We start from the raw sequence: 22,660 nt of genomic DNA on the forward strand, positions 1-22,660 counted from the left end.
TGTTCACCAGTTTCGCGTTCGCGACCATCGAGCGCCAGCACCGGCACGCGCAGACGGTCGGGCGCTTACCGTCTAGCCTTCGCGCGGCCTGACCCGACGCGCCGCCTCGACCGCATTCCGCCGCGCGACGTCCAGGTTTTCGTCGTAGGCCAAGGCGACGCCCATCCGCCGTTTGATGAAACTTTCCGGCTTTCCGAACAGGCGCAGATCCGTCCGGGGCACCCGGAGCGCGTCGTCCACACCGTCGAAGACGACGCCCTGTGCATCCACACCGCCGTAGATCACCGCGCTGGCGCCCGGTGTCGTACACGTGGTGTCGACCGGAAGTCCGAGAATGGCCCGGGCATGCAGCTCAAATTCGTTCTGCACTTGGGTGATCATTGTGACCATTCCCGTGTCGTGCGGGCGCGGGCTGACCTCGCTGAACCAGACGTGGTCACCTTTGACGAAGAGCTCCACCCCAAAAATCCCCTGTCCGCCAAGCTTTTCCGTGACAGTAAGGGCGATTCGCCGCGCGTCGCTGAGCGCGGCCGCTGACATCGGATGCGGTTGCCAGCTCTCGACGTAGTCGCCGTCGACCTGCTTGTGGCCGATCGGTGCGCAAAATTGAGTGCCCACCGCACCGTCATCGCCGCGCGCTCGGACGGTCAATAGTGTTATCTCGTAATCGAAGTCGACAAATCCCTCGACGATGACACGGTCTTGGCTGACTCGCCCACCGGCAATCGCATGGTCCCAGGCCGCCCCGACATCATCAGCGCCCTCCAGCTTGCTCTGACCCTTCCCCGAGCTGCTCATCACCGGTTTGACGATGCAGGGGTAGCCGATCACGTCGGCCGCAGCCCGCAATTCGGGCAGCGAGTCGCAGAACCGGTACCGGCTGGTGGGAAGGTCGAGGGTTTCGGCGGCCAGGCGGCGGATTCCCTCACGGTCCATAGTCAGGCGCGCGGCCTGGGCGGTGGGGATCACCCGCACGGCACCGGCCGCCTCCAGTTCCTCGAGCGCCCCGGTGGCGATGGCCTCGATTTCTGGCACGATCAGGTCAGGTTTGTCATCCTCGATCAGTGCCTTGAGCTGGTCCGGATCCGACATCGTGATAGTCCGCGCGTGGTGGGCGACCTGGTGGGCCGGCGCGTTCTCGTACTGGTCGACAGCGATGGTCTCCACGCCGAGGCGTTGCAGCGCGATGACCACCTCGCGGCCGAGTTCGCCGGACCCGAGCAACATGACCTTGGTCGCATTCGGCGAGAGAGGGGTTCCGATCGTGGTCATCGGGCGACCGGCTCCAGCACCTCAGCGCCGACGAACGGGACCAGCGCCGCCGGAATCCGCACACTGCCGTCGGGTCGCTGATGATTCTCCAGAATGGCGACCAGCCAGCGGGTGGTGGCCAACGTGCCGTTCAGCGTCGCCGCGATCTGCGGTTTGCCTGACGCATCGCGATAACGGGTGGCCAGCCGCCGGGCCTGAAAGGTGGTGCAGTTCGACGTCGAGGTCAGCTCGCGGTAGGCCTGCTGCGTCGGCACCCACGCCTCACAATCGAACTTGCGCGCCGCCGATGAGCCGAGATCGCCTGCGGCAACGTCGATCACCCGATAGGGCACCTCGATGAGGCCCAGCATCTCACGCTGCCAACCCAGCAACCGCTGGTGCTCGGCCGCGGCGTCGGCGGGGTCGCAGTAGACGAACGCCTCGACCTTGTCGAACTGGTGCACCCGGATGATGCCGCGGGTGTCTTTGCCGTAGCTGCCGGCTTCGCGGCGAAAGCATGACGACCAACCGGCATAGCGCCGCGGCCCGGCGGACAGGTCGAGGATTTCGCCCGCGTGGTAGCCCGCCAGCGGGACCTCGGAGGTGCCGACCAGATACAGGTCGTCGGCCTCGACACGGTACACCTCGTCGGCATGTGCGCCCAGGAACCCCGTCCCCGCCATCACCTCGGGCCGCACCAGCACCGGCGGGATGATCGGCACGAACCCGTTGTCGGCGGCCAGCCGGATCGCCAGGTTCAGCAGGCCCAGCTGCAGCAGCGCACCCTGGCCGGTGAGGAAGTAGAACCGCGAGCCGGAGACCTTGGCGCCGCGTTCCATGTCGAGCAGGCCTAGGGCTTCGCCGAGTTCGAGATGGTCTCTCGGGTCGTCGATCGCGGTCGGTTCGCCGACCACGTCGAGGACCGCGTAGTCGTCCTCCCCGCCCGCGGGCACGCCGCCGATGATCACGTTGGAGATGGCCATGTGCGCGGCAGTGAACGCCTTTTCCGCCTCGGCCTGTTGCGTCTCCGCCGCTTTGACCTGCTCGGCCAGTTCCTTGGCGCGCTCCAGCAGCGCGGGCCGTTCGTCGGGCGAGGCGCCGCCGACCTTCTTGCTGGCTGCCTTCTGGTGGGCGCGCCGCGAGTCGGCAGTTGCGATCGCGGACCGGCGCGCGGTGTCGGCCGTCAGCAGCGTGTCGACCAGCGTCGGGTCCTCGCCCCGCTTCTGCTGCGACTCGCGCACAGCGTCGGGGTTGTCCCGGAGCAACTTCAGGTCGATCACGGGCTAGAACCCTACTTGGTGAGCGTGCATCAACGGCAACCATTTCACTTCTGCAACAGCCGCCACTTATCACTGTTCGCCTGTCAGAATGGTGGCGATGTGGCACCAATCCGAGCGTGACGAGCGCGACGCCGCCGAGGCGTCGGGGGCTGTGGGCCTGCGGCGTCGGCGGCCGCGCGTCGGGTGGCTGAACTCCCCGAACGGGACGCTGCAGGCCTCGGCGACCCGGCGGGCGTTGCTGCTCACCGCGCTAGGCGGTCTGCTGATCGCCGGACTCGTCACGGCCCTGCCGATCGGCGGCAGCCCCGGACGGCTGGCCGGCTACATCGACCCAGTCCCGCCGACCGGCGCCAAAGGTAACGACGCGTTCAACCGCGCTGCCGGCGGCAACTGCCTGATGTGGCCGGATCGGATGCCCGAGGCCGCCGACATCGTCGACTGCAAAGACGAGCACCGCTTCGAGGTTTCCGAGTCGATCGACATGCGCACCTTCCCGGGCTCCGAGTACGGCCCGTCCGCGCCGCCGCCCACGGCCACCCGCATCGAGCAGATCAGCCAGGAGCAGTGCGAATCGGCGGTGCGCCGCTACCTGGGCGCCAAGTTCGATCCGAACAGCAAGTTCGTCATCAGCATGTTGTGGTCGGGCGACAAGGCGTGGCGACAGTTCGGCGAGCGGCGGATGCTGTGCGGTCTGCAACTGCCGGGCGCGGGCCACCAGCAGGTCGCCTATCAGGGCAAGGTCGCCGACATCGACCAGTCCAAGGTCTGGCCGGACGGCACCTGCCTGGGCATTGACCCCGCGACCAACCAACCCACCGACATCCCGGTCGACTGCGCCGCTCCGCACGCGATGGAGGTCACCGGGACGGTCAACCTGCTCGCCCGGTTCCCCGAAGGTTTGCCGCCGGAGCCCGAGCAGGACGGCTTCATCAAGGAGTCCTGCACCAAACTGACCGACGCCTACCTCGCGCCGGTGCAGCTACGCAGCACCACGCTGACGCTGATCTACAGCACGCTGTCGTTGCCGAGTTGGTCGGCCGGTAGCCGGCAGGTGGCATGCAGCATCGGGGCGATCCTGGGCGACGGCGGCTGGGCGACTCTGGTCAACAGCGCCAAGGGCGCGCTGAAGATCAACGGTCAGTCTCCGGTTCCGCCGCCGGACATTCCGCAGGAGCGACTCAACCTGCCGCCGATCCCGACTGGGCGAGAGCCCGGCGGAGGCGCCTCGTCGACGAGATCGAACGGCCCGTCCAATTCGTCGGGGTCGAACGGATCCTCTGCAGGATCGAGCAGCCAACGGCAGGGCAACCAGCACCTGCCGGGCCAAGCGCCGGCTCCGCAAGCACCCGCTCCGGCCCCGCCGCCGGCTGTCGAAGCCCCTCCGCCGGCACCGCAGGTGCCACCGCCGGCCGGGCCACCTCCACCACCACCACCACCGGCCGAGCCACCGCCGCCGGCCGGTCCGCCGCCCGGGCCCCCGCCGGCCGGGCTACCCTAGCCGCGTGGCCGTTCGGATGGATCCGCAACGGTTCGAGGAGTTGGTGTCCGACGCGCTCGATCTGATCCCGCCAAAGCTGGTGGCCGTGATGGACAACGTGGTGATGCTGATCGCCGACCGCCACCCCGAGGATGACGAGCTACTCGGGCTGTACGAAGGTGTGGCGCTGACCGAACGTGACTCGCACTACGCCGGGTCGTTGCCGGACACCATCACGATCTACCGGGACGCGCTGCTGGACAGCTGCGACGACGAGCAGGACCTCGTCGAGGAAGTGAAGATCACCGTGATCCACGAGATCGCCCACCACTTCGGCATCGACGACGTGCGGTTGCACGAACTTGGCTGGGCCTGACGGGCGCGGCGACGTGACCGTGTCGGCCCGCGGTGCTACAAACGGCCCATGCGCCAAAACGGTCAGGGCTGCCGCGACTGCCGGGCAGGCCTGGAGCACTGCCACGGCACGCTCATCCACCATCGGCTGCACCGTTCAGAATGCACCGACACGGACTGCGCCAGCCCAGAGTTGTCGCCGCACACGTTCGTTGTCGACTGCGACGCCGTCGGCTGCGACTGCGCACACCAGGATGCACCGGCGGCCCTCGCGATCTGAGTCGTCAGCCCATCGGGTCGGAGTCGGGCTCCGCCGCGTCGGCAGGCTCGGGATGGAACGGCGGCGTCAGCGTTCCCCACTGCGTGCAATCCCAGCCCTCGTCGCCGTCGGGCGTCAGAACCACGAACTCGGTGTTGTCTAGATGGTGGTCGAGCGCGAAACTGCTTGGCACGTCAGCCAATACCGCCGCAGCCAGCCGGATCGCCGCCCCATGGCTGACGACGACGATGTCGCCGGCCCAGCTGTCGTCTTCGAGGTAGCGGATGCGTAGCTCGCTCAGCGCCGGCAGGTAACGATCCAGCACCTGGTTGGCGCTCTCGCCGCCGGGCATCGACACGTCTCGCTCGCCTTCGAGCCAGCGTTGATACACGGCGTGGAACTCGTCAACGGCGTCGTCGTCGTCACGGTTTTCCAGGTCGCCGGCCTGGACCTCGTGGATGCCGGTCACCTCCCGCGCCGGCACATCGACCACGCCGCTGATCTGGCCCGCAGTCTGCAGCGCCCGGGTCGCGACCGAATGCACCAGCAGCCCGGGCGGCGCCGTCAGCGCCTTGGCGAAATCGCGCGCCTGCTCACGACCCAACGGCGTCAACTCGGTGCCGGGCGGGCGGGTGTCCAAGCGTTTGTCGACGTTGCCGAAGGACTGCCCGTGCCGCACCAGCACCAGTCGCCCGCTCACGGCGCCGCCTCGCCGTGGCGCAGCGCTGCCAGCCAGCGCGCAGCCTCGTCGAGCTGCGGCGGCGCCGCGCCGGCCACCTCGCCCGTCGGCCACGAACCCAAGTAGCGCACATCGGTACACCGCAGATGCAACGCCTTGAGCGCTTCGGCGACGGCATGGTCATCGACATGACCGACGCAGTCCATGAAGAACACGTAGGTACCCAATTCTCTTCGGGTGGGCCGGCATTCGATGCGGGTGAGGTCGATACCTCGAATCCCGAATTCGGTGAGCGCCGACACCAGCGCGCCGGGCGCGTTGTCGATCCGCAGCACCACCGACGTCCGGTCGGCGCCGGTCCGGTCCGGCGGCGGGCCGGGCCGTCCGACCAGGACGAAGCGGGTACGCGCGTTGGCCTCGTCGACCACGCCGTCGGCCAGCGTCGACAAACCCCGATGCGCGACGGCCAGCGGAGAGCTCACCGCGGCGTCGACACGTCCGTCGGCGACCTGCTGCGCCGCATCGGCGTTGGAGAGGGCCGGACGCAGTTGTGCCGCAGGCAGATGGGCGGCCAGCCACTGCCGCACCTGCGCGGCGGCGACCGGGAAGGCGGCCAGCGTGTGGACGTCGGCGGCGGAGCGGCCGGGCCGGACGGCGATGCTGAACGCCACGTCGAGCGTCAGCTCGGCGAAGATCTGCAGCGGCGTTCCGATCGCCAGGCTGTCCAGCGTCGGCATGATCGAACCGTCGATCGAGTTCTCGATCGGCACGCAGGCGAAGTGAGCCGCGCCGTCGCGCACCGCGTCGAGCGCGGCAATCGTGCTGTCCACCGGCAGCGGCTGCCAGTCACGCGCCGCCGCCTGCGGAACCAGGCCGGCTTCGGCCATCTGCAACAGCGCCGCTTCGGTGAAGGTCCCCGCCGGACCGAGATACGCGATGCTGGCCACGACCACCAACCCTATCGGGTCGTCGGCCGTGCGCCGCTCGATCGTCTTTCGTTACGTGCGGCTTAACTCACTAACTCGGCCGCACGCCAGGATTGCGAGCGCGCCGAGACTGAGCCGATCACCGTCGGCGGTTACCGTGTCGGGGTGGTTGCGCCTCTGAGCAGTACCGAGCGCAGGCCGCTACGTCTCGAGCTGGTGATCGTGCTCGCCGTGACGTTCGGTCTCAGCGCCGTCACGGCGGCCCTGCAGCTGACGGATGCGGTACTGCGCGACCTGAGCGCGCAGCGGATTCCGCTCAACCCCAAGCGGTCCCACTTCGACCTGATCGACCTCGGCTTGAACGCGACCGCGGTCGTGCAACTCCTCGCCTGGGGCGCGCTTGGTCTATACCTGTTGTGGCGCACAGGATTACGGCCCGCCAGCGTCGGACTGAGCCGGTTCCGGTGGCGGCCCGACCTGCTCGGCGGGGTGGGCCTGGCCGCGCTGATCGGCGTGCCCGGGTTGGCGTTCTACCTCGCGGCACGGGCCTTGCACATCAACGCCTCGGTGATCCCGTCCGGCTTGGGCGACACCTGGTGGCGAGTGCCGATGCTGGCGCTCACCGCCTTCGCCGATGGCTGGGCCGAAGAAGTGATCGTGGTCGGCTACCTGCTCACACGGTTGGGCCAGTTGGGCGTCGGGCCCCGCGCCGCCCTGGTCTGGTCGAGTTTGCTGCGCGGCGCCTACCACCTCTACCAGGGCTTCGGCGCAGGCCTGGGCAACATCGCCATGGGCCTGGTGTTCGGGTATGCCTGGCAGCGCACCGGCCGTCTGTGGCCGTTGGTGATCGCGCACGGCCTGATCGACACCGTCGCCTTCGTCGGGTACGCCCTGCTGGCCGGTTACCTGCGGTGGCTGCATTGACCATCGACGACCACCGCCGGCGTAGACGGCCACCGCCCCCGGGCCCGCCCCCGCCACGGCCGGTGTCACCCAATCGCCGCGCCCGGCAACGGTCCACTCGGTCTTCGCGCGGCAGAAGGGCCTGGCTGCAAGTCATTTCGTTGAGCCTGGTGATCGCCGTGCTACTGGGCTGCGCAGCCGTTTTGGGTGGCGCGCTGTGGCTGGAGTCGGCGTTGCATCGCCAGTCGGCGCTGACGGACTACCCGGGCCGGCCGCCGGCCGGCATCGGCAGCACCTGGTTGCTGGTCGGCTCCGACAGCCGTCAGGGTTTGACCACCGAGCAGCAGCGGGCCCTGGCCACCGGCGGCGACACCGGCAACGGCCGCACCGACACCATCCTGTTGGTGCACGTGCCCGCGGTGAGCTCGAGCACCCCGACCACGATGGTGTCCATCCCCCGCGACTCCTACGTCCCGATCCCCGGGTACGGCCGCGACAAGATCAACGCGGCCTTCTCGATGGGCGGTGCGCCGCTGTTGGCGGAGACGGTCGAGCAAGCCACCGGTCTTCGCGTCGACCACTATGTGGAGATCGGCTTCAGCGGGTTCGCCGGCCTGGTCGACGGCCTGGGCGGGGTCACGGTTTGCCTGGGGGCGCCGATCGACGACCCGCTGGCCGGCATCACCCTGCCCGCCGGCTGCCAGAATCTGGATGGCCGCGACGCGCTCGGCTACGTCCGGAGCCGGGCCACCCCGCGGGCCGATCTGGATCGGATGGTCGACCAGCGGCAGTTCATGTCGGCGCTGCTGCACCGGGCGGTGAGCCCGGCGGTCTGGCTGAACCCGTGGCGGTGGTTCGCGGTGCCGCACGCCGCCGTCCACGCGTTGACCGTCGACCATAACGACCACGTCTGGGACCTGGCCCGGCTGGCCTGGGCTCTGCGGGGCTCACCCACCGAGTTGACCGTACCGATCGGAGAGTTCACCAACACCGACGCCGGCTCGGTCGTGGTGTGGGACCACCAGAAGGCCGCCGCGTTGTTCGACGCGCTGGCCGCCGACCGGCCGGTGCCGTCGACCGTGCTCGGCGACCGGCGATAGGCCGGTTGTCAGTCAGGGCTCAGCCCACTGCCACCCGTTCGCCGTGCGTCCAGATGACGCCCGGCGATCTTTCGCAACCGGTGTCTTGGCATTTTGTTGTGCCTGAACACCTTTGGGCTACAGGTTAGGCATCAGACCCAGAGATCCACCTCCAATCTCTGCCCGCTCGGCGGGGAATCCAGCACAGCGCCTCGCGGCGCAGTCAAATCAAGATGCCGGCAAAAATTGATTGCTGTAGCCAGCAACCTGCGTTATCGCCAATCGATCTCTTGCGGGCGTGTCATCGTTGCCCCGACCAATACAACGCCGATGACCCGGTCCGGATGCCGTTGCGCGTAAGCCAGAATCAGGGTGGACCCCCACGATCTAATCGGCGGTCCCAGAAGGGACCACCCACTGGCAAGGCTGGCCGGTCACAGCGGAAATCAGGTCGAAGTCTGCGTCGTAATGCAAGACGGTTAGTCCGTGTTCTTCGCCGGCAGCGGCGATCAGTAGGTCAGGAATCTTGCGACCGCGCTGGCTTCGCGCAGCGAGTAGCCGCTGCACCTGAAGCGCGCGACGATGGTGCGATTCGGTCGACTCTACGACGTCGAACGCGCCCAACGCCGCTATCAGGCGGTCCCACTCGGCCTCATTGCGCGCGGAATATCCGACCTCAAGATCGGTTATACGGGCCCGCGCGAGTTCTCCCGAGGCCGCGAGCGGTTCCACGGCTTGTCGCACCCTGGGCTGTCCGAGTCGTTTGATCACACTGGTGTCGAGGAGAAACGTCAGCGCCATGCCTGCGCGCGATCTTCGGATGGTGCGCCGGCCAGTGCGTCCAGCGCGGCGGCCACGTTCTCCACGCGGTGCGACGTGGTGCGGCGCAGAGCCGCGTTCACCGTCTCTTTGATCGTGGAAGTTCCCAGTTCAGCGCGAGCCATCTCCAATGCCTGCTCATCAATGTCAATCAGATGCTTTCCCACGAATCCAGTATATACGCGGAGCTTCTCAATATATACTCGTCAGTGCGATTTAATCGGCGATCACCGGCACAAGCCGACCTCGGCAAGTACGCTCTGGGCGACAACACCTTTCGAGTCACGTCAAACTGGCCGGTGTCAGCGACGACGATGACCGCACAACAAACTTTCACGCATTAGTGCCGGAGCAGATCTATCACGAATGCACCAATGCCCCGCAAGACGTGGCGATCGCCGGGTATTCGGAGGGCGCCGATCGTCGTCAGCTCGCGAAGCGCTGCTACGCCTACGCGGTCGAGGAGATGGCGCTAGGTGCTCAACTAGCTACTGCGGGCCGGCGCCGGTCAGGCCATCCTCCAGCCACGCTTTGGCCCGGCCCGGATAGTTGGTGGCCAACCAGGCCACCCCGATGTCCCGGCAGAAGCGAACGTCGTCGTACTCGTCGACCGTCCAGCAGTACAGCGCCCGGCCCCGGGCCGCGGCGCGATCGACGAGTTCGGGGTTCTCCCGCAGCGCGGCGATCGACGGCCCTACCGCGGTGGCGCCGACCGTGCTGGCCGCACTGCTCGACAGGAATCGGTGGCTGCGGCCGAGCAACACCGTCGGCAGCAGCGGCGCCGCCCGCCGGACGCGCCACAGCGCCGAGGATGAGAACGACATCACCACCGCCCGGGAACGGTCTGCGGACGCGGGCGAGGCGATGCCGAAACGGTGCAGCAGAGCCAGCACCTTGCTTTCGACCAGCGCACCGTAGCGGACCGGATGTTTGGTCTCGATGAAGATCTTCACCGGCCGCTTCCAGTCCAATACCAGCGAGACGAGCGCGTCCAGGGTCAGCAGACCGGTGTCGCCGTGGGTGCCGTCGGCGCGCCAACTCCCATGCCAGGAACCGAATTCCAGCTCACTTAGCTGAGCCAGGGTCATCATGCTGACCAAACCGGCGCCAGTGGACGTCCGGTCGAGCTTGCGGTCGTGGACGCAGACAAGATGCCCGTCACGGGTGAGCCGGACATCGCATTCCACGCCGTCGGCGCCTTCGCGAAGCGCGAGATCGTAGGCGGCCAGCGTGTGTTCGGGTCGCGACGCTGAGGCGCCGCGGTGCGCGACTACAAATGGATGCCGAGAGTCCAGGTCCTCGGCGTGCGTCATGTCCCTATGCTGCCGGTTCTGCACCCAGCAGCTCAACCGCGGCAGCAGATTCCGTCGCAGCGCCCTCGTCATCGGGGACGACCAGCCAGCGATGGGCGGGTCGCTCGACCGGCTTGTGCTCGAATACCTCGAACAACTTCGCCGTCGCCAGCACTGCGGCCAGTGCGATCACGTAGGCGACGATCATCGCCACCGTGTTGTTGGCGATGCCCTGGGAGTCTTGGGCCCCGCTGGTGATCGACGCGAACACCGACGTCACGCTGCTGATCAGCCACATCAGCCACCACGCCCAGATCACTTGGCGGAATTGATTGTAGTGTTCCTCGGCCTTGGCCAATTCGATGACGTAGACCAGCGCCCACACCGACGCCAGCAGCGGCAGACAACAGAACGCCACGCATCCGGCCATCAACGCCCAACTGGCCGAGTGGCCCGTCGTCGCTGCGACGACGGCGAACGAGACGGCCAGCGCCATCGCGGCCGATGGCGGCAGCAGGGTGCCCGCCCACAATGCCCGCCCGCTACGGGATTCCGATCGGCCCGCATGCTCGAACGCCGCCGCCCGCCGGGCGATCAGCCACCTGGTCAGCAGATACGCGACTGTCATCACCGCGGCAACGGCCGCGACGCTGACCAGCACGCTGAGCAGGGCGGCCGCGTCGGCGACAAACCAATTCAGCAGGGTGTTGCGGTTGATCACCAGCAGCAGGTAACGCAGCAAATGCACCAGAGCGGCCGCGCCCAAGGCGACCGCGGCCGCGAAGAACGCGGTGCGTATCCGCTCGGGGGTCGGCGCCTGCCGCTGGACACGGCCGGGGCCGGTCTCTCCGTCGACACGGTCGACCAGGCCCCAGCGCGGAATCGCACGGTAGCGGGGGGTCGGCCCGAGCGGACGGCGGCGACGACGCGGCGGTGGCGGCGGGCCGGGACGCACAGCGATCCATCGATATCCCGGTGGCAGCCGGGGCGCATTGTGCGGGCCGATGTTCCATCCGGCGCCCGGCCCCGGCGGCCGGGACGGCGCAGTTGCCTCCGACGCCAACAGTGTGCCGTTGCAGCGCGGACACCACGAACGCTGCTTGTCACGGACGTTCCAGCGTGTGCCGCACTGGGAACACACTTGAATCACTGGCGCTGCTCCTCATCATCGCTGCGCTCTGCATCGTCACCAGCGCGAATCACTGGCGCTGCTCCTCATCATCGCTGCGCTCTGCATCGTCACCAGGACGCCACATTCGATCAGCCTAGCGGGATCATCGAGTGCAGTGACGGCGGCGCAGGCTGCTCAGACGCTCCCCGGCCGACCGTCGTCGGTGACCACCGGACGGCCGGCAGCGGCCCAGGCCAGCATGCCGCCGTCGACGTTGATCGGTTCGAAGCCGTCGCGGGCGAGGAATTCGGCCACCTTCGCGGATCGGCCGCCCACCTTGCAGATGACGTACAGCGTCGCCGACCGGTCGATCTCGTCCAGGCGGGCGGGCACCTGACCCATCGGGATGTGCTGCGCGGCGGCGGCGTGGCCACGCTTCCACTCGTCGTCCTCGCGCACGTCCAGCAACACATTGTGCGGCCCGAATTCGGCGGGCAGTTCCCCGATGCTGGTCTGCGCGATCAACGGCTCTGAGCTCATGGCGGCAATTTTGACACGCCAGGACCCGCTCCACGGCGGGCGACGTCCAGCTAAAACCGGGCTATGCACAGTTTCCACAGGTTTATCCACAAGCGGCAGCGGGTGCAGTTTCCGCATTGCGGCACGGTGATGCCACCGCACCGGGTTGCCCGCTGTGGATAACCGGCGGCCGTAACCAGACCGTGACCGACAGGCCGGCCTGTCACTCAGCGAATTCTTAGCTGGCCTCACGGTCTGCGACCGCATCCCCGATATGGGGGATGTCACAGCAGTTTCGGCCGTGTCGCTGCTCGCCGGTCACGCGGCCACCCCGCTTAGTCGGCACGCGAAAAGCCACGCCGCCAGCAACAACCTGCTGGTCAGCGCACCGCCTTCGGCCCGATTTTCCAGGCGGCAGATAACGCGTTATGATCGGCGTCACCGAGATCTCTTGTGACTCATCTCACTGGGGGAGCAGATGGACAGGCAGGCCGGATCCACTAGATGACGACGCAACCGTTTGGACCTCAGTCGGCGACGTCGTCGTCGCGCTGGTACACGACGTCGGCGACGTGCAATCGCTCCTACTTGCTCGCCGGCCTGCGCGCCGGCCTGATCGCGCTGATGTTGCTGGCGGTTCTCGCCGTCATCGTCTGGTTCTGAGACACGCCTTCCGGGAACGCCCGTTACGCAGCCGTTCTTGCGGCGTGCGCGGCGATAGAGCAGGGTTGACCGAGGACACAGCCGACCCGCCGCCGACAGCCCGCCAGCGGCCCGTCAGAGTAGACCGGAATCGATCATCACCAGGAAGGAACCTCGTGTCTGATTACACCTTGCCCGATTTGGACTGGGACTACGGAGCCCTGGAACCCCACATTTCGGGTGCGATCAACGAGCTTCACCACGACAAGCACCACGCCGCCTACGTCAAGGGCGCCAACGACGCGGTTGCCAAGTTGGAGGAGGCGCGCAGCAAGGACGACCACTCGACAATCCTGCTGAACGAGAAGAACCTGGCTTTCAACCTCGCCGGACACGTCAACCACGTCGTGTGGTGGAAAATCCTGTCCCCCAACGGCGGAGACAAGCCGACCGGTGATTTGGCCGCCGCTATCGACGATGCGTTCGGCTCGTTCGACAAGTTCCGCGCGCAGTTCAGCGCCGTGGCCAACGGCATCCAGGGTTCGGGCTGGGCGGTGCTGGCCTACGACAGCCTGGGTGACAAGCTGCTGACCTTCCAGGTGTACGACCACCAGACCAACTTCCCGCTGGGCGTAGTTCCCGTCCTGCTGCTGGACATGTGGGAGCACGCCTTCTACCTGGACTACAAGAACGTCAAGGCCGACTACACCAAGGCGTTCTGGAACGTGGTGAACTGGGATGAGGTGCAGAAGCGCTACGCCGAAGCCACCTCGAAGGCCAGGCACCTGATCGCCAACTGATCTCAGCTCTCGTTCGGGGCGTCGCGCTGTCGCGGCGCCCCGAACGCTGTTTCGGTCGTATTTCGTTTCGACTTCGTCACCGATCGGTGCCCGTGTCCACTTGCGGGGGTTGTCAGGCTGCCGCATGCTAAGCGGATCGACCCACCGGCGTATCGCTGGATACCCGAATCGAGTGTGGCGGAGGGCGAAATGGACAGTGCTGCAGGCCGGGCCGTCGAAGTGGCCCCCTTCCATTCTCATGGTGCCCTGAAAGGCTTTGTGATTTCCGGTCGCTGGCCCGATTCGACCAAAGAGTGGGCACAGCTGCTGATGGTTGCTGTCCGCGTGGCGTCACTACCTGGATTGCTGGCCACCACAACGGTATTCGGCGTTCGCGAGGAACTGCCCGAGGTGCCCGTGCCTGGAACGGTCGGGCTGGTGCTCGCCGAAGGCCCGGTGGTCGGCGAATCCGCGATCCGACCGGGTTATTTCGCCGGTCATCAACCGGCTGCGCTGTTGATGTTGCACCCGCCGTCAGAGACGACGCCGTCGTTGCCCGAGTGCAACGGCGCGGCGTCAGGGTGCGTGCTGTTACCAGGTTTGCCGCATCTAGGGCTTGAACACCGGGCGGCCTGGGTGGAGGCGGAGGCCGACGGCACCATCACGTCGATGGTCAGCCGAGTGGGCGTCGACCCCATCAGCCACCCCGACACAGCAATCTTGGCGATGCTGCTCGCCGCATAGGCATTCCGAAATCCGGAAGCGGGCGCCGTTGCTGCGGACCCGGTTTTCTGAACCCTCGACCGCGACTACCGGCCGGCTGGACTCGCCGTCCAACATGCGCCTAATATCGACTCGGACTACGTCGGTGCACGCGGGTTCACAGCTAGTTGTACGGTGCCCTACAGCAAATCGGCCTCAGGCCAAGGTGGCGCGCTGAATAGGTAGCCATGGACGCGCTTACCCGCCGCCAGCCAAGCGCCTTTAGTCCCCCAAACGATGAAAGCTCACGCAATTTACTTAAAATATCATGTGTATACCCTGTACAGCATCGTCAGCCCGTCGGGGGCCGCCATACTCCGATCCTAACTACCGCCAGCGTGAATTCGCTCTGGGTTTTGCACTTGGTTGCGGCGATAACTCTGGCTACGATGATCAGCAAATACTTTGAAGCAGTTTTTCGATCTACCAACTTGGTGGAGGTCATATCGATGAGCACTACGTTTTCCGCCCGCCTGAACCGCCTGTTCGACACGGTTTACCCGCCCGGGCGGGGGCCGCATACGTCAGCGGAAGTGATTGCGGCACTCAAGGCGGAGGGAGTCACGATGTCGGCTCCGTATTTGTCTCAGCTACGTTCTGGCAACCGCACCAACCCGTCGTCGACCACCATGGCGGCCCTGGCGAATTTCTTCCGGATCAAACCCGCCTACTTCACTGACGACGAGTACTACGAGAAGCTCGATGAGGAGCTGTCGTGGTTGCTGGCCATGCGCGACGAGGGAGTTCGACGGATTGCCATCGGCGCCAGCGAACTGTCCGCGGAGTCCAAAGAGGACGTCGTCCATCGCGTCGATGAGCTTCGCCGCAAAGAGCACCTGGACGCCTGACGGCGGTCGAGCCGGGGACACCATTAAGGTTGGCCCATCGATGCCGCACCGGCACCGCGATAGTCGACGAGATTCCGGGGAGGTAGTGCGCGAATGGGCCTGTTCGGCAAGCGTAAAACCCGCGCGACCCGTCGCGCCGAGGCTCGCGCGATCAAGGCCAAAGCCAAGCTCGAGGCCAAGCTGTCCGCCAAGAACGAAGTTCGTCGGTTCAAAGCCGCGCAGCGGGCCGAGACCAAAGCCCTCCGCGAGACGTTGAATTCGCAGCGTGAGAGCGACCGAACCGCGCTGAAGATCGCCCAAGCGAACCTGAAGACGGCACGCGAGGGAACGCTACTGTCGCCGACCCGGATTCGACGCCTACTGACGGTGTCCCGGCTGCTCGCGCCGATCCTGGTGCCGGTGGCCTACCGCGTCGCGATCGCTGCGCGCGGGTTCATCGACCAGCGCCGCGCCGACCAACTCGGGGTTCCGTTGGCCCAGATCGGCCAGTTCTCCGGCAGCGGTGGCCGACTCTCAGCCCGCATCGCCGGGGCCGAGCAGTCGCTGCGGTCCGTCCAGGAAAACAAGCCCAAAGACGCCGAAACCAGCCGGTTCGTCGCGGCAATCTCCGAACGGCTCGCCGACTTGGCAGCCGCCGTCACCGCGGCGGAGAACATGCCCGCCGCCCGCCGGCGCGGCGCCCATGCCGCGATCAGCCGCCAACTCGACGAGGTCGACGCCGACCTGATGGCCCGCCTCGGATTGACCTGAGACCCGGACCTTCCTAGACAGGAGCTGCTACCCCGATGCCATCTCCCCGCAGAATCATTCGACACAGCCTGATCGTGACGGCTGCTACCGCGATGCTCTGCCTCGGCCCGGCCGCCCTGGCGTCGGCCCACATCCAGGCCAGCAGCAACGACGCCGGCCGCGGCGGCTACGCGACGGTCAGCTTCCAAGTGCCCAACGAGTCGACCACCGGTGCCGCCACCACCGCGCTGACCATCGATCTAGCCAATGTCACCGCAGTGCGGGCCGAGGCCAAACCCGGCTGGTCGGCCAAGATCGACCGCGCCGGCGACAAGGCCCGCTCGGTGACGTGGACCGCGGCGAAGGGCGGCGGAATTCCGGCCGACCAGTTCGAAGTCTTCCGGATCACGGCGAAGCTCCCCGACGCCGACTCGGTCAGCTTCCCGGCGATCCAGACCTACGCCGACGACGTGGTGGTGAAGTGGAATCAACCGTTGGCGGCCGGCGGCGCCGAACCGGAACATCCCGCGCCGACGCTCACGCTGACCGACGGATCGACCCCGAAGTCCGCCGATCACCCGGCCCCGACCACCTCGGCCGTGCCTACCGCGACCGCCGCCCCGGCGGAACCGAAGCCGCGCAAGGTGGTGGACAACACCGGCCGAACCCTCGCCGGCGCAGCGTTGCTGGTCGGTGCCCTCGGTGTCGGTCTCGCGCTGATCGTGCGGCGACCGTGAACCGTCGGGGTCACCTCGTCGTCGCGGCGCTGCTGCTGTCTGCGGCCGCGTTCATGACGATCCTCACGGCCGGCGCGGCCAGCGCCCACGCGACCCTGGTGTTCGCCGATCCGGCGGACAAGGCCGCGGTCAGCACCGCGCCGGCCCGGGTCAGCGCGACCTTCAACGAGGACCTACAGACCAGGTTTGCGGCGATGACGGTGGTCGGCCCGGACGGCAACCTGTGGGCCGCCGGCGACCCGCAGGTGCACGGCCCGGTCGTCAGCGTCGGCGTGCGCCCGCTGGGCCCGGTCGGCAGCTACACGGTCAACTACCGGGTGACATCGGCCGACGGCCACGTGGTGGCGGGATCGTGGTCGTTCCGGTTGACAGTGGCGGGAACCGGCACACCCGGCCCGGCGACGCGGGCCTCCGGCGACTCACCCGACGACCTTCCGATCTGGCCGTTCGTGCTCGGAGCCGTGATCCTGGTCGGCGGCGGGGCACTGTGGGCGATTCGAAACAAACCCTGACCGGGCCGAATCATCGCCCACTGGCCCACCTCCGCGGCGCTGGCATGATGGGATTCGACCCCGTCCGGTATACGCAACGAGAAAACGGCAAAGGAGTTCCCCGGATGGCAGACCCGCAGGATCGACCGCACGACGCACCCGACCCCGCGCCTGACCCAGCCCTGAGCACGCCTACCCCACCCGAACCGCCGCAGCCGCGCGCGGACGCCGCCCCGACTGCCGAGGCCACGGGCAAGCCGGCAAAGAAGGCCGCAGCCAAGAAGGCAGCCAAGAAAGCGGCGAACAAGCAGCCCGCCGCCAAGAAAACGGTAGCGAAAAAAACCCCCGCGAAGAAGGCGCCGGCGAAGAAGGCGGCCCCGAAGAAGATCGCCCCGGCCCTGCCGGAATCGAACGGACAGCTCGCAGCCGCGAAAGATGCCGCGGCACATGCCAAGTCGACGGTGGAAGCGGCCGGCAACCCACTGCCCGGCCAACCCGCCCCGGCGGCTGCTGGCCGGTCGCCGGTGCCGTTCGCGGTGGCCATCGCAATCAGTGTGTTGGCGGTGCTCCTGGTACGGCTCCTCCGGCAACAGGACGAGTGACGATGATTGGCATGGCCCGGTGAGTTGGATATTCCGTCCCACCGCCGACCTCGTCGACGACATCGGGCCCGACGTCCGCAGCTGCGACGTCCAATTCCGTCAGTTCGGTGGGCACACCGAGTTCGCCGGACCGATCAGCACCGTGCGCTGCAATCAGGACAACGCGTTGCTGAAGTCGGTGCTGTCGGAGCCCGGCGACGGCGGCGTGCTGGTGATCGACGGCGGCGGCTCACTACACACGGCGCTGGTGGGCGACCTGATCGCCGACCTGGCCCGCTCCAACGGCTGGGCCGGCCTGATCGTCAACGGCGCGGTGCGCGACGCCGCCGCCCTGCGTGATCTCGAGCTCGGCATCAAGGCGCTGGGCACCAACCCGCGCAAGAGCAGCAAGACCGGCGTCGGTCAGCGCGACGTTGTGGTCAGCCTCGGCGGGGTGGAGTTCGTCCCGGGCCACATCGCCTACAGCGACGATGACGGGATCGTCATCGTCGCCACGGCTAACGGCTAGACCACCAGCGCGGCAGGCTTTTTGGCGAACTGCAGAGCTTCGTCGTCGACCTTGCCGCGTCGGATGAGCTGCAGGTCCATGAAGTAGTTCTGCTTGAGCCGCCACGGCGAGACGTGGCCGGCCTTGGGCAGGTAGTCCAGGGCACGCAGCACGTAGCCGGGCGTGAAGTCCATCAGCGGACGCTCGTCGACCGAGTTGCCCGGGTGTTGCGGCACCACGGTCTCATAGCCGTTCTGGTCCATGTAATTGATCACGCGGCAGACAAATTCGGAGACCAGGTCGGCCTTCAGCGTCCAGGAGGCGTTGGTGTAGCCGATGGTGAACGCCATGTTCGGCATCCCGGTCAGCATCATGCCCTTGAACGCCATCGTGTCGTTGAGGTCGACGGTTTCGCCATTGCGCCGAATCTCGGCACCACCGAACAGCTGTAGGTTCAACCCCGTCGCGGTGATGATGATGTCGGCGTCGAGCTGTTTACCGGAGCCCAGCGTGATCCCGGTCTTGGTGAATCGGTCGATGGTGTCGGTGACGACGTCGGCCTGGCCGTTGCGGATGGTCTTGAACAGATCGCCGCCCGGCGCCAGGCACAGTCGTTGGTCCCACGGGTTGTAGCTCGGGCCGAAGTGCTTCTCGACGTCGTAGCCCTTCGGCAGTCGGCGCTTGGCCATGGTCAGCAAGGTCTTGCGCATTTGCTTGGGGAACTTGCGGGAGAATTGGTACTGGAAGGTGCTGAACACGATCCACTTCCACCGGTTCGCGGCGTGCGCGGCCTGCTTTGGCAACAGCTTGTTGGCCTGCGCGGCGAACGGGTCGCTGAGTGGCAGCGATCCGATGTAGCTCGGCGAGCGCTGCAACATGGTCACGTGGTCGGCGCCCGACTTCACCAGCGACGGGATCAGCGTGATGGCCGTGGCGCCGGAACCGATGACCACGATCTTCTTACCGGCGTAGTCCAGGTCCTCCGGCCAGTGCTGCGGGTGGATGATGGTGCCCTCGAAGTCGTCGTAGCCCTCGAACTTCGGCAGGTAGCCCTCGTCGTAGTTGTAGTAGCCGCTGCACGCGAACAAGAATGAGCAGGTCAGTTCCTGCTGCTGGCCGTTGTTGTCGACGGTCAGTATCCAGCGGTTCTCGGCGTCCGACCATTCGGCGGCCAGGACCTTGTGCCGGTAGCGGATGTGGTCGTCGATGCCGTTCTCGGTGGCGGCCTCTTTGATGTAGGCCTTGATCGAGGCGCCGTCGGCGATCGAGGTCGACGACTCCCACGGCTTGAACCGGAAGCCGAGGGTGAACATGTCCGAGTCGGAGCGAATCCCGGGGTATTTGAACAGGTCCCAGGTGCCGCCGAGGTCGTCGCGGCGCTCGAGGATTGCGTAACTCTTGGACGGGCAGCGGTCCTGCAGGTGCCAGGCCGCGCTGATGCCGGAGATGCCGGCGCCGACGATCACAACGTCGAGATGTTCAGTCATGGCCGACACGCTATCAACGCAGCGTTGACTCAGTCAACACCCTGTTGAATCTATCAACACCGTGTAAAGTAGCGCGGGTGGCGACCGTCAGCTCAAGCCGTTCCTCGCGGGGACGCCGCCCTGCACGCCCGTCCGGCGACGACCGTGAACTGGCCATCTTGACCACCGCTGAGCAGCTGCTCGAGCAGCGCCCGCTGGCCGACATCTCGGTCGACGACCTGGCCAAAGGGGCCGGGATCTCCCGTCCGACGTTCTACTTCTATTACCCGTCCAAGGACGCGGTGCTGTTGACGTTGTTCGAGCGGGTGATCTTTGAAGCGGACTCCGCGCTGGAAACTATGGTCACCAATCCCCCTGTTGATCTGAAGGCGTTGTGGCGGATCGGCATCAATGTCTTCGTCGAGACGTTCGGATCGCACCGATCCGTCTCGCTGGCCGCCGACTCCGCGCGCACCAACGCGGACGTTCGCAAGCTGTGGTCGCGATTCATGCAGAAGTGGGTCGGTCACATCGCCATGGTGATCGAGACCGAGCGCTCCCGTGGCGCCGCGCCGGTGACCCTACCGGCCGACGAATTGTCCGCGGCACTGAATCTGCTCAACGAGAAGCTGATACTCAGCTCGTTCGCCGGCGACAGCCCGTCGGTGCCCCGGGAGCGACTGCTCGAGACCTTGGTGCACATCTGGATGAACAGCATCTACGGCGAACAGGTCCACTAGTCACAGGTCGATGCCGCACCTACCCCATTCAATTCCTGCCGAGTGGGCAGTTAATCGTTAATGCACACCATTCGGCCCAATCCGCGCCATAGCTGGCCACTCGCGGCTACGACGCCGTCCAGTCCAGCAGTGTCTCGACCGGCCAGGTGTTGACGATCCGAGCGACGGGGACACCGGCATCCAGCGCTCGCTGGGCGCCGTAGCCGAGGAAATCGAGCTGGCCGGGGGCGTGGGCGTCGGTGTCGATGCTGAAATCGCAGCCGATTTCCAGCGCGAGGTTCAGCAGCCGGGTGGGCGGGTCGCGGCGTTCGGGCCGGGAGTTGATCTCCACGGCGGTGCCGTGCTCGCAGCAGGCGGTGAACACCGCTTCGGCGTCGAACGACGACTCCGGCCGGATACCCCGGTTGCCGGCGACCAGCCGTCCGGTGCAGTGCCCGAGAACGTCGGCGTGCGGATTGCTGACGGCACGGACCATCCGGCGGGTCATCGCCGCGGAATCCATCGACAGCTTGGAGTGCACGCTGGCCACCACGATGTCGAGCCGTTCGAGCAGCTCCGGCTCCTGATCGAGGCCGCCGTCGTCGAGAATGTCGACTTCGATACCGCTCAGCAGGCGCATCGGCGCGAACCGGTCGCGCAAACCGTCGATCACGTCGAGTTGCTTGAGCAGGCGCTCGCCCGAGAGCCCGTTGGCGATGGTCAGCCGCGGCGAATGGTCGGTCAGCGCGCAGTACTCGTGGCCCAACGACGCGGCGGTGGCCATCATCTCCTCGATCGGCGCCGACCCGTCCGACCAGTTCGAATGCAGATGCAGATCGCCGCGCAGGGCCGCGCGTATTTCCCCGCCGCCGAGATCCTCAGCAGCCGAGCGTAATGCGACCAGCGCGTCGGGCTCACGCCCGGACCAGGCCTGCGCGATCACCGTTGCGGTCTTCGGCCCGACGCCGGGCAGCGACTGCCAGCTGTTGGCCTGCCCGTGCCGCTCGCGCACCGCGTCGTCGAGGGCCTCGACGATGTCGGCGGCGTTGCGGTAGGCCATCACCCGCCGAGTGTCTTCGCGCGCCCGGTCTTTGTAGTAGGCGATCTGTCGCAGAGCGGCTACCGGGTCCACCTCTCCAGTGTGCCTCGCCTACAACAAGCGCCACCATGTCCAGCCGCGGTGCCCGACCGGGGCATGCGCGCTAAAACGTGGGCATCGACAGGCAGGCGACGTCACGCCACGCGTGGGTGAATTCGACTAGCTTCGAAGTCATGCGATTCGCGTTCAAAACTTCACCCCAACACACCACCTGGGCAGACATGCTGGCCGTCTGGAAGGCCGCCGACGACATCGACGTCTACGAGTCCGGGTGGACCTTCGACCACTTCTACCCGATCTTCAGCGACAGCACCGGACCCTGTCTAGAGGGCTGGACAACGCTCACCGCGCTGGCCCAGGCCACCACCCGACTGCGGCTGGGCACCCTGGTCACCGGCATCCACTACCGCCATCCCGCGGTACTGGCGAATATGGCTGCGGCCCTTGACATCATCTCCAACGGCCGGTTGGAGCTCGGTATCGGCGCCGGCTGGAACGAGGAGGAATCCGGCGCCTACGGCATCGAATTGGGCAGCATCCGGGAACGATTCGACCGCTTCGAAGAGGCTTGTGCGGTGCTGACCAGTCTGCTCAGCAACGAGACGACCAGCTTCGACGGCACCTACTACCAACTCAAAGACGCCCGCAACGAACCGAAAGGCCCGCAGCGGCCACACCCCCCGATCTGTATCGGCGGCAGCGGCGAGAAGCGCACCCTGCGGATCACCGCCCAATACGCACAGCATTGGAACTTCGTCGGCGGCCCACCGGAGATGTTCGCGCACAAGCGTGACGTGCTGGCGTCGCACTGCGCCGACATCGGCCGCGACCCGACGGAAATCACCACATCCGCGCATCTGCGCCTGGAGCCCGATCTGAGCTACCGGAAGGTCATCGAGGACGCCGCGGCGTTGGCCGAGGTCGGTCTGGATCTGGGCATCGTGTATCTCCCGCCGCCGCACACGCCGGACGTGCTGGAGCCACTGGCCGAAGCGATCCGGGATTCGGGATTGGCCGACTAGTTCCCGGCGCGCAAAACGTCACGAAGAGGTGACAGCGGGCAAACGTCCGCCGTTACCAACGAGCGGCTCGAAGGGCCACTAGACGCCGAAGCGGAGCAACTCGTCGACGGTCACCAGGCGCTCGTGCTTGGCGGGAAATTCGCGGCTCTTCACCGGGTAACGGAACCATGACCAGGCGATTCGGCCGACCCGGGAACGGGTCATCGGGTTTATGTACACGTTACTCACTCCTGCGGTCGATTAGCTCAACCAGGCTCCACACCCCGCGGCACCCATGTTGACTATTAGACGCCCATTCGCTGGCAAATAGTGTAGGGCGCGCCGAATG

Annotated in this window: 28 protein-coding genes and 1 pseudogene; 16 read left to right on the forward strand and 13 right to left on the reverse strand. The window is 66.7% G+C overall.

Translation table 11 applies throughout. The features are described from left to right. Positions 1–72: 72 nt before the first annotated feature. Both purT and serS read right to left on the reverse strand, forming a co-directional pair. Positions 73–1,272, reverse strand: coding sequence for a formate-dependent phosphoribosylglycinamide formyltransferase (purT, locus tag ABDV69_RS12390; protein ID WP_343574686.1), 1,200 nt, complete (start codon positions 1,270–1,272; stop codon positions 73–75). Beyond that, complete coding sequence (gene serS, locus ABDV69_RS12395) at positions 1,269–2,531, reverse strand: serine--tRNA ligase (protein ID WP_343574688.1); 1,263 nt, start codon at positions 2,529–2,531, stop codon at positions 1,269–1,271. The genes purT and serS overlap by 4 nt, the downstream gene beginning before the upstream one ends. A 97-nt stretch (positions 2,532–2,628) precedes the next feature. Here serS and ABDV69_RS12400 point away from each other — a divergent pair, with 97 nt between their 5' ends. From ABDV69_RS12400 to ABDV69_RS12410, 3 genes are read left to right on the forward strand one after another with little or no spacing between them, the layout of a single operon-like run. Continuing rightward, on the forward strand, positions 2,629–4,029 hold the full coding sequence (locus ABDV69_RS12400; RefSeq protein WP_343574690.1) for a septum formation family protein: 1,401 nt from the start codon (positions 2,629–2,631) through the stop codon (positions 4,027–4,029). Positions 4,030–4,033: 4 nt separating this feature from the next. Beyond that, positions 4,034–4,384 (forward strand): metallopeptidase family protein, encoded by a 351-nt coding sequence (locus tag ABDV69_RS12405; RefSeq protein ID WP_343574692.1) that lies wholly within the window; start codon positions 4,034–4,036, stop codon positions 4,382–4,384. Positions 4,385–4,432: 48 nt separating this feature from the next. Continuing rightward, entirely contained in the window at positions 4,433–4,642 is a 210-nt protein-coding gene (locus ABDV69_RS12410) for a hypothetical protein (protein ID WP_343574694.1), read from the forward strand. 4 nt (positions 4,643–4,646) lie between these two features. On the opposite strand, the gene ABDV69_RS12415 is transcribed toward ABDV69_RS12410, so the two are convergent. Further along, a complete protein-coding gene (locus ABDV69_RS12415) occupies positions 4,647–5,321 on the reverse strand; it encodes a histidine phosphatase family protein (RefSeq protein ID WP_343574696.1) in 675 nt (224 codons plus the stop codon). Continuing rightward, positions 5,318–6,247, reverse strand: coding sequence for a prephenate dehydratase (pheA, locus tag ABDV69_RS12420; RefSeq protein ID WP_343574699.1), 930 nt, complete (start codon positions 6,245–6,247; stop codon positions 5,318–5,320). Before pheA ends, ABDV69_RS12415 begins: the two co-directional genes overlap by 4 nt. A gap of 144 nt (positions 6,248–6,391) precedes the next feature. On the opposite strand from pheA, the gene ABDV69_RS12425 reads away from it, so the two are divergent. Beyond that, the gene (locus ABDV69_RS12425) at positions 6,392–7,150 is read left to right on the forward strand and encodes a type II CAAX endopeptidase family protein (protein WP_343574701.1); all 759 of its coding nucleotides are present in this window, start codon (positions 6,392–6,394) and stop codon (positions 7,148–7,150) included. Next, positions 7,138–8,229: an LCP family protein gene (locus ABDV69_RS12430; protein WP_343574703.1), complete on the forward strand. Its 1,092-nt coding sequence runs from the start codon at positions 7,138–7,140 to the stop codon at positions 8,227–8,229. Before ABDV69_RS12425 ends, ABDV69_RS12430 begins: the two co-directional genes overlap by 13 nt. Positions 8,230–8,486: 257 nt before the next feature. Here ABDV69_RS12430 and ABDV69_RS12435 read toward each other — a convergent pair. From ABDV69_RS12435 to ABDV69_RS12460, 6 genes and pseudogenes are all read right to left on the reverse strand, one after another. Beyond that, positions 8,487–8,594 (reverse strand): annotated as a pseudogene (locus tag ABDV69_RS12435) (alpha/beta fold hydrolase); the annotation flags it as partial. A 1-nt stretch (position 8,595) separates the two neighbouring features. After that, positions 8,596–9,009, reverse strand: coding sequence for a PIN domain nuclease (locus ABDV69_RS12440; RefSeq protein ID WP_343574705.1), 414 nt, complete (start codon positions 9,007–9,009; stop codon positions 8,596–8,598). Then, positions 9,000–9,194, reverse strand: coding sequence for a hypothetical protein (locus ABDV69_RS12445; RefSeq protein ID WP_343574707.1), 195 nt, complete (start codon positions 9,192–9,194; stop codon positions 9,000–9,002). Before ABDV69_RS12445 ends, ABDV69_RS12440 begins: the two co-directional genes overlap by 10 nt. A gap of 321 nt (positions 9,195–9,515) precedes the next feature. Next, positions 9,516–10,340, reverse strand: coding sequence for a glycerophosphodiester phosphodiesterase (locus ABDV69_RS12450; protein ID WP_343574709.1), 825 nt, complete (start codon positions 10,338–10,340; stop codon positions 9,516–9,518). Between the two features lie 4 nt (positions 10,341–10,344). Next, positions 10,345–11,469 (reverse strand): DUF4328 domain-containing protein, encoded by a 1,125-nt coding sequence (locus tag ABDV69_RS12455; protein ID WP_343574712.1) that lies wholly within the window; start codon positions 11,467–11,469, stop codon positions 10,345–10,347. A gap of 156 nt (positions 11,470–11,625) precedes the next feature. After that, complete coding sequence (locus ABDV69_RS12460; RefSeq protein WP_343574714.1) at positions 11,626–11,970, reverse strand: rhodanese-like domain-containing protein; 345 nt, start codon at positions 11,968–11,970, stop codon at positions 11,626–11,628. Positions 11,971–12,453: 483 nt separating this feature from the next. Between ABDV69_RS12460 and ABDV69_RS12465 the strand changes: the two genes are divergently transcribed. The 9 genes from ABDV69_RS12465 to rraA all read left to right on the forward strand — a co-directional run bounded on the left by ABDV69_RS12465 (position 12,454) and on the right by rraA (position 18,047). Further along, positions 12,454–12,612: a hypothetical protein gene (locus ABDV69_RS12465; protein WP_343574716.1), complete on the forward strand. Its 159-nt coding sequence runs from the start codon at positions 12,454–12,456 to the stop codon at positions 12,610–12,612. Positions 12,613–12,767: 155 nt separating this feature from the next. Continuing rightward, entirely contained in the window at positions 12,768–13,391 is a 624-nt protein-coding gene (locus tag ABDV69_RS12470) for a superoxide dismutase (RefSeq protein ID WP_343574718.1), read from the forward strand. A gap of 189 nt (positions 13,392–13,580) precedes the next feature. Next, entirely contained in the window at positions 13,581–14,114 is a 534-nt protein-coding gene (locus ABDV69_RS12475) for a peptidase (protein ID WP_343574720.1), read from the forward strand. Positions 14,115–14,581: 467 nt separating this feature from the next. Then, positions 14,582–14,980 carry a transcriptional regulator gene (locus tag ABDV69_RS12480; RefSeq protein ID WP_343574766.1) on the forward strand — a complete coding sequence of 133 codons (399 nt, stop codon included), beginning with the start codon at positions 14,582–14,584 and terminating at the stop codon, positions 14,978–14,980. A 93-nt stretch (positions 14,981–15,073) separates the two neighbouring features. Further along, the gene (locus tag ABDV69_RS12485) at positions 15,074–15,730 is read left to right on the forward strand and encodes a DUF6474 family protein (RefSeq protein WP_343574721.1); all 657 of its coding nucleotides are present in this window, start codon (positions 15,074–15,076) and stop codon (positions 15,728–15,730) included. A gap of 74 nt (positions 15,731–15,804) precedes the next feature. After that, positions 15,805–16,446 carry a YcnI family protein gene (locus ABDV69_RS12490; protein WP_343574723.1) on the forward strand — a complete coding sequence of 214 codons (642 nt, stop codon included), beginning with the start codon at positions 15,805–15,807 and terminating at the stop codon, positions 16,444–16,446. Between the two features lie 53 nt (positions 16,447–16,499). Then, the gene (locus ABDV69_RS12495) at positions 16,500–16,958 is read left to right on the forward strand and encodes a copper resistance CopC family protein (RefSeq protein ID WP_343574768.1); all 459 of its coding nucleotides are present in this window, start codon (positions 16,500–16,502) and stop codon (positions 16,956–16,958) included. 104 nt (positions 16,959–17,062) lie between these two features. Continuing rightward, positions 17,063–17,539, forward strand: a complete 477-nt coding sequence (locus tag ABDV69_RS12500) for a nucleoid-structuring protein H-NS (protein ID WP_343574725.1) — start codon at positions 17,063–17,065, stop codon at positions 17,537–17,539. 19 nt (positions 17,540–17,558) lie between these two features. After that, positions 17,559–18,047: a ribonuclease E activity regulator RraA gene (rraA, locus tag ABDV69_RS12505; RefSeq protein WP_343574727.1), complete on the forward strand. Its 489-nt coding sequence runs from the start codon at positions 17,559–17,561 to the stop codon at positions 18,045–18,047. Here rraA and ABDV69_RS12510 read toward each other — a convergent pair. Next, the gene (locus ABDV69_RS12510) at positions 18,044–19,513 is read right to left on the reverse strand and encodes an NAD(P)/FAD-dependent oxidoreductase (protein WP_343574730.1); all 1,470 of its coding nucleotides are present in this window, start codon (positions 19,511–19,513) and stop codon (positions 18,044–18,046) included. The two genes, rraA and ABDV69_RS12510, sit on opposite strands and share 4 nt — an antisense overlap. A gap of 77 nt (positions 19,514–19,590) precedes the next feature. Here ABDV69_RS12510 and ABDV69_RS12515 point away from each other — a divergent pair, with 77 nt between their 5' ends. Then, positions 19,591–20,232 (forward strand): TetR/AcrR family transcriptional regulator, encoded by a 642-nt coding sequence (locus ABDV69_RS12515; protein WP_343574732.1) that lies wholly within the window; start codon positions 19,591–19,593, stop codon positions 20,230–20,232. 106 nt (positions 20,233–20,338) lie between these two features. Here the strand turns inward: ABDV69_RS12515 and ABDV69_RS12520 are convergent, their stop codons facing one another. Further along, a complete protein-coding gene (locus ABDV69_RS12520) occupies positions 20,339–21,343 on the reverse strand; it encodes a PHP domain-containing protein (protein ID WP_343574735.1) in 1,005 nt (334 codons plus the stop codon). Between the two features lie 140 nt (positions 21,344–21,483). On the opposite strand from ABDV69_RS12520, the gene ABDV69_RS12525 reads away from it, so the two are divergent. Beyond that, on the forward strand, positions 21,484–22,332 hold the full coding sequence (locus tag ABDV69_RS12525; protein WP_343574737.1) for an LLM class F420-dependent oxidoreductase: 849 nt from the start codon (positions 21,484–21,486) through the stop codon (positions 22,330–22,332). A 78-nt stretch (positions 22,333–22,410) separates the two neighbouring features. Here ABDV69_RS12525 and ABDV69_RS12530 read toward each other — a convergent pair whose 3' ends face one another. Continuing rightward, complete coding sequence (locus ABDV69_RS12530; protein ID WP_343574773.1) at positions 22,411–22,536, reverse strand: hypothetical protein; 126 nt, start codon at positions 22,534–22,536, stop codon at positions 22,411–22,413. Between the last annotated feature and the right edge of the window lie 124 nt (positions 22,537–22,660).

The sequence above is a fragment of the Mycobacterium sp. genome (genome assembly GCF_039583785.1).
GTDB lineage: Bacteria > Actinomycetota > Actinomycetes > Mycobacteriales > Mycobacteriaceae > Mycobacterium.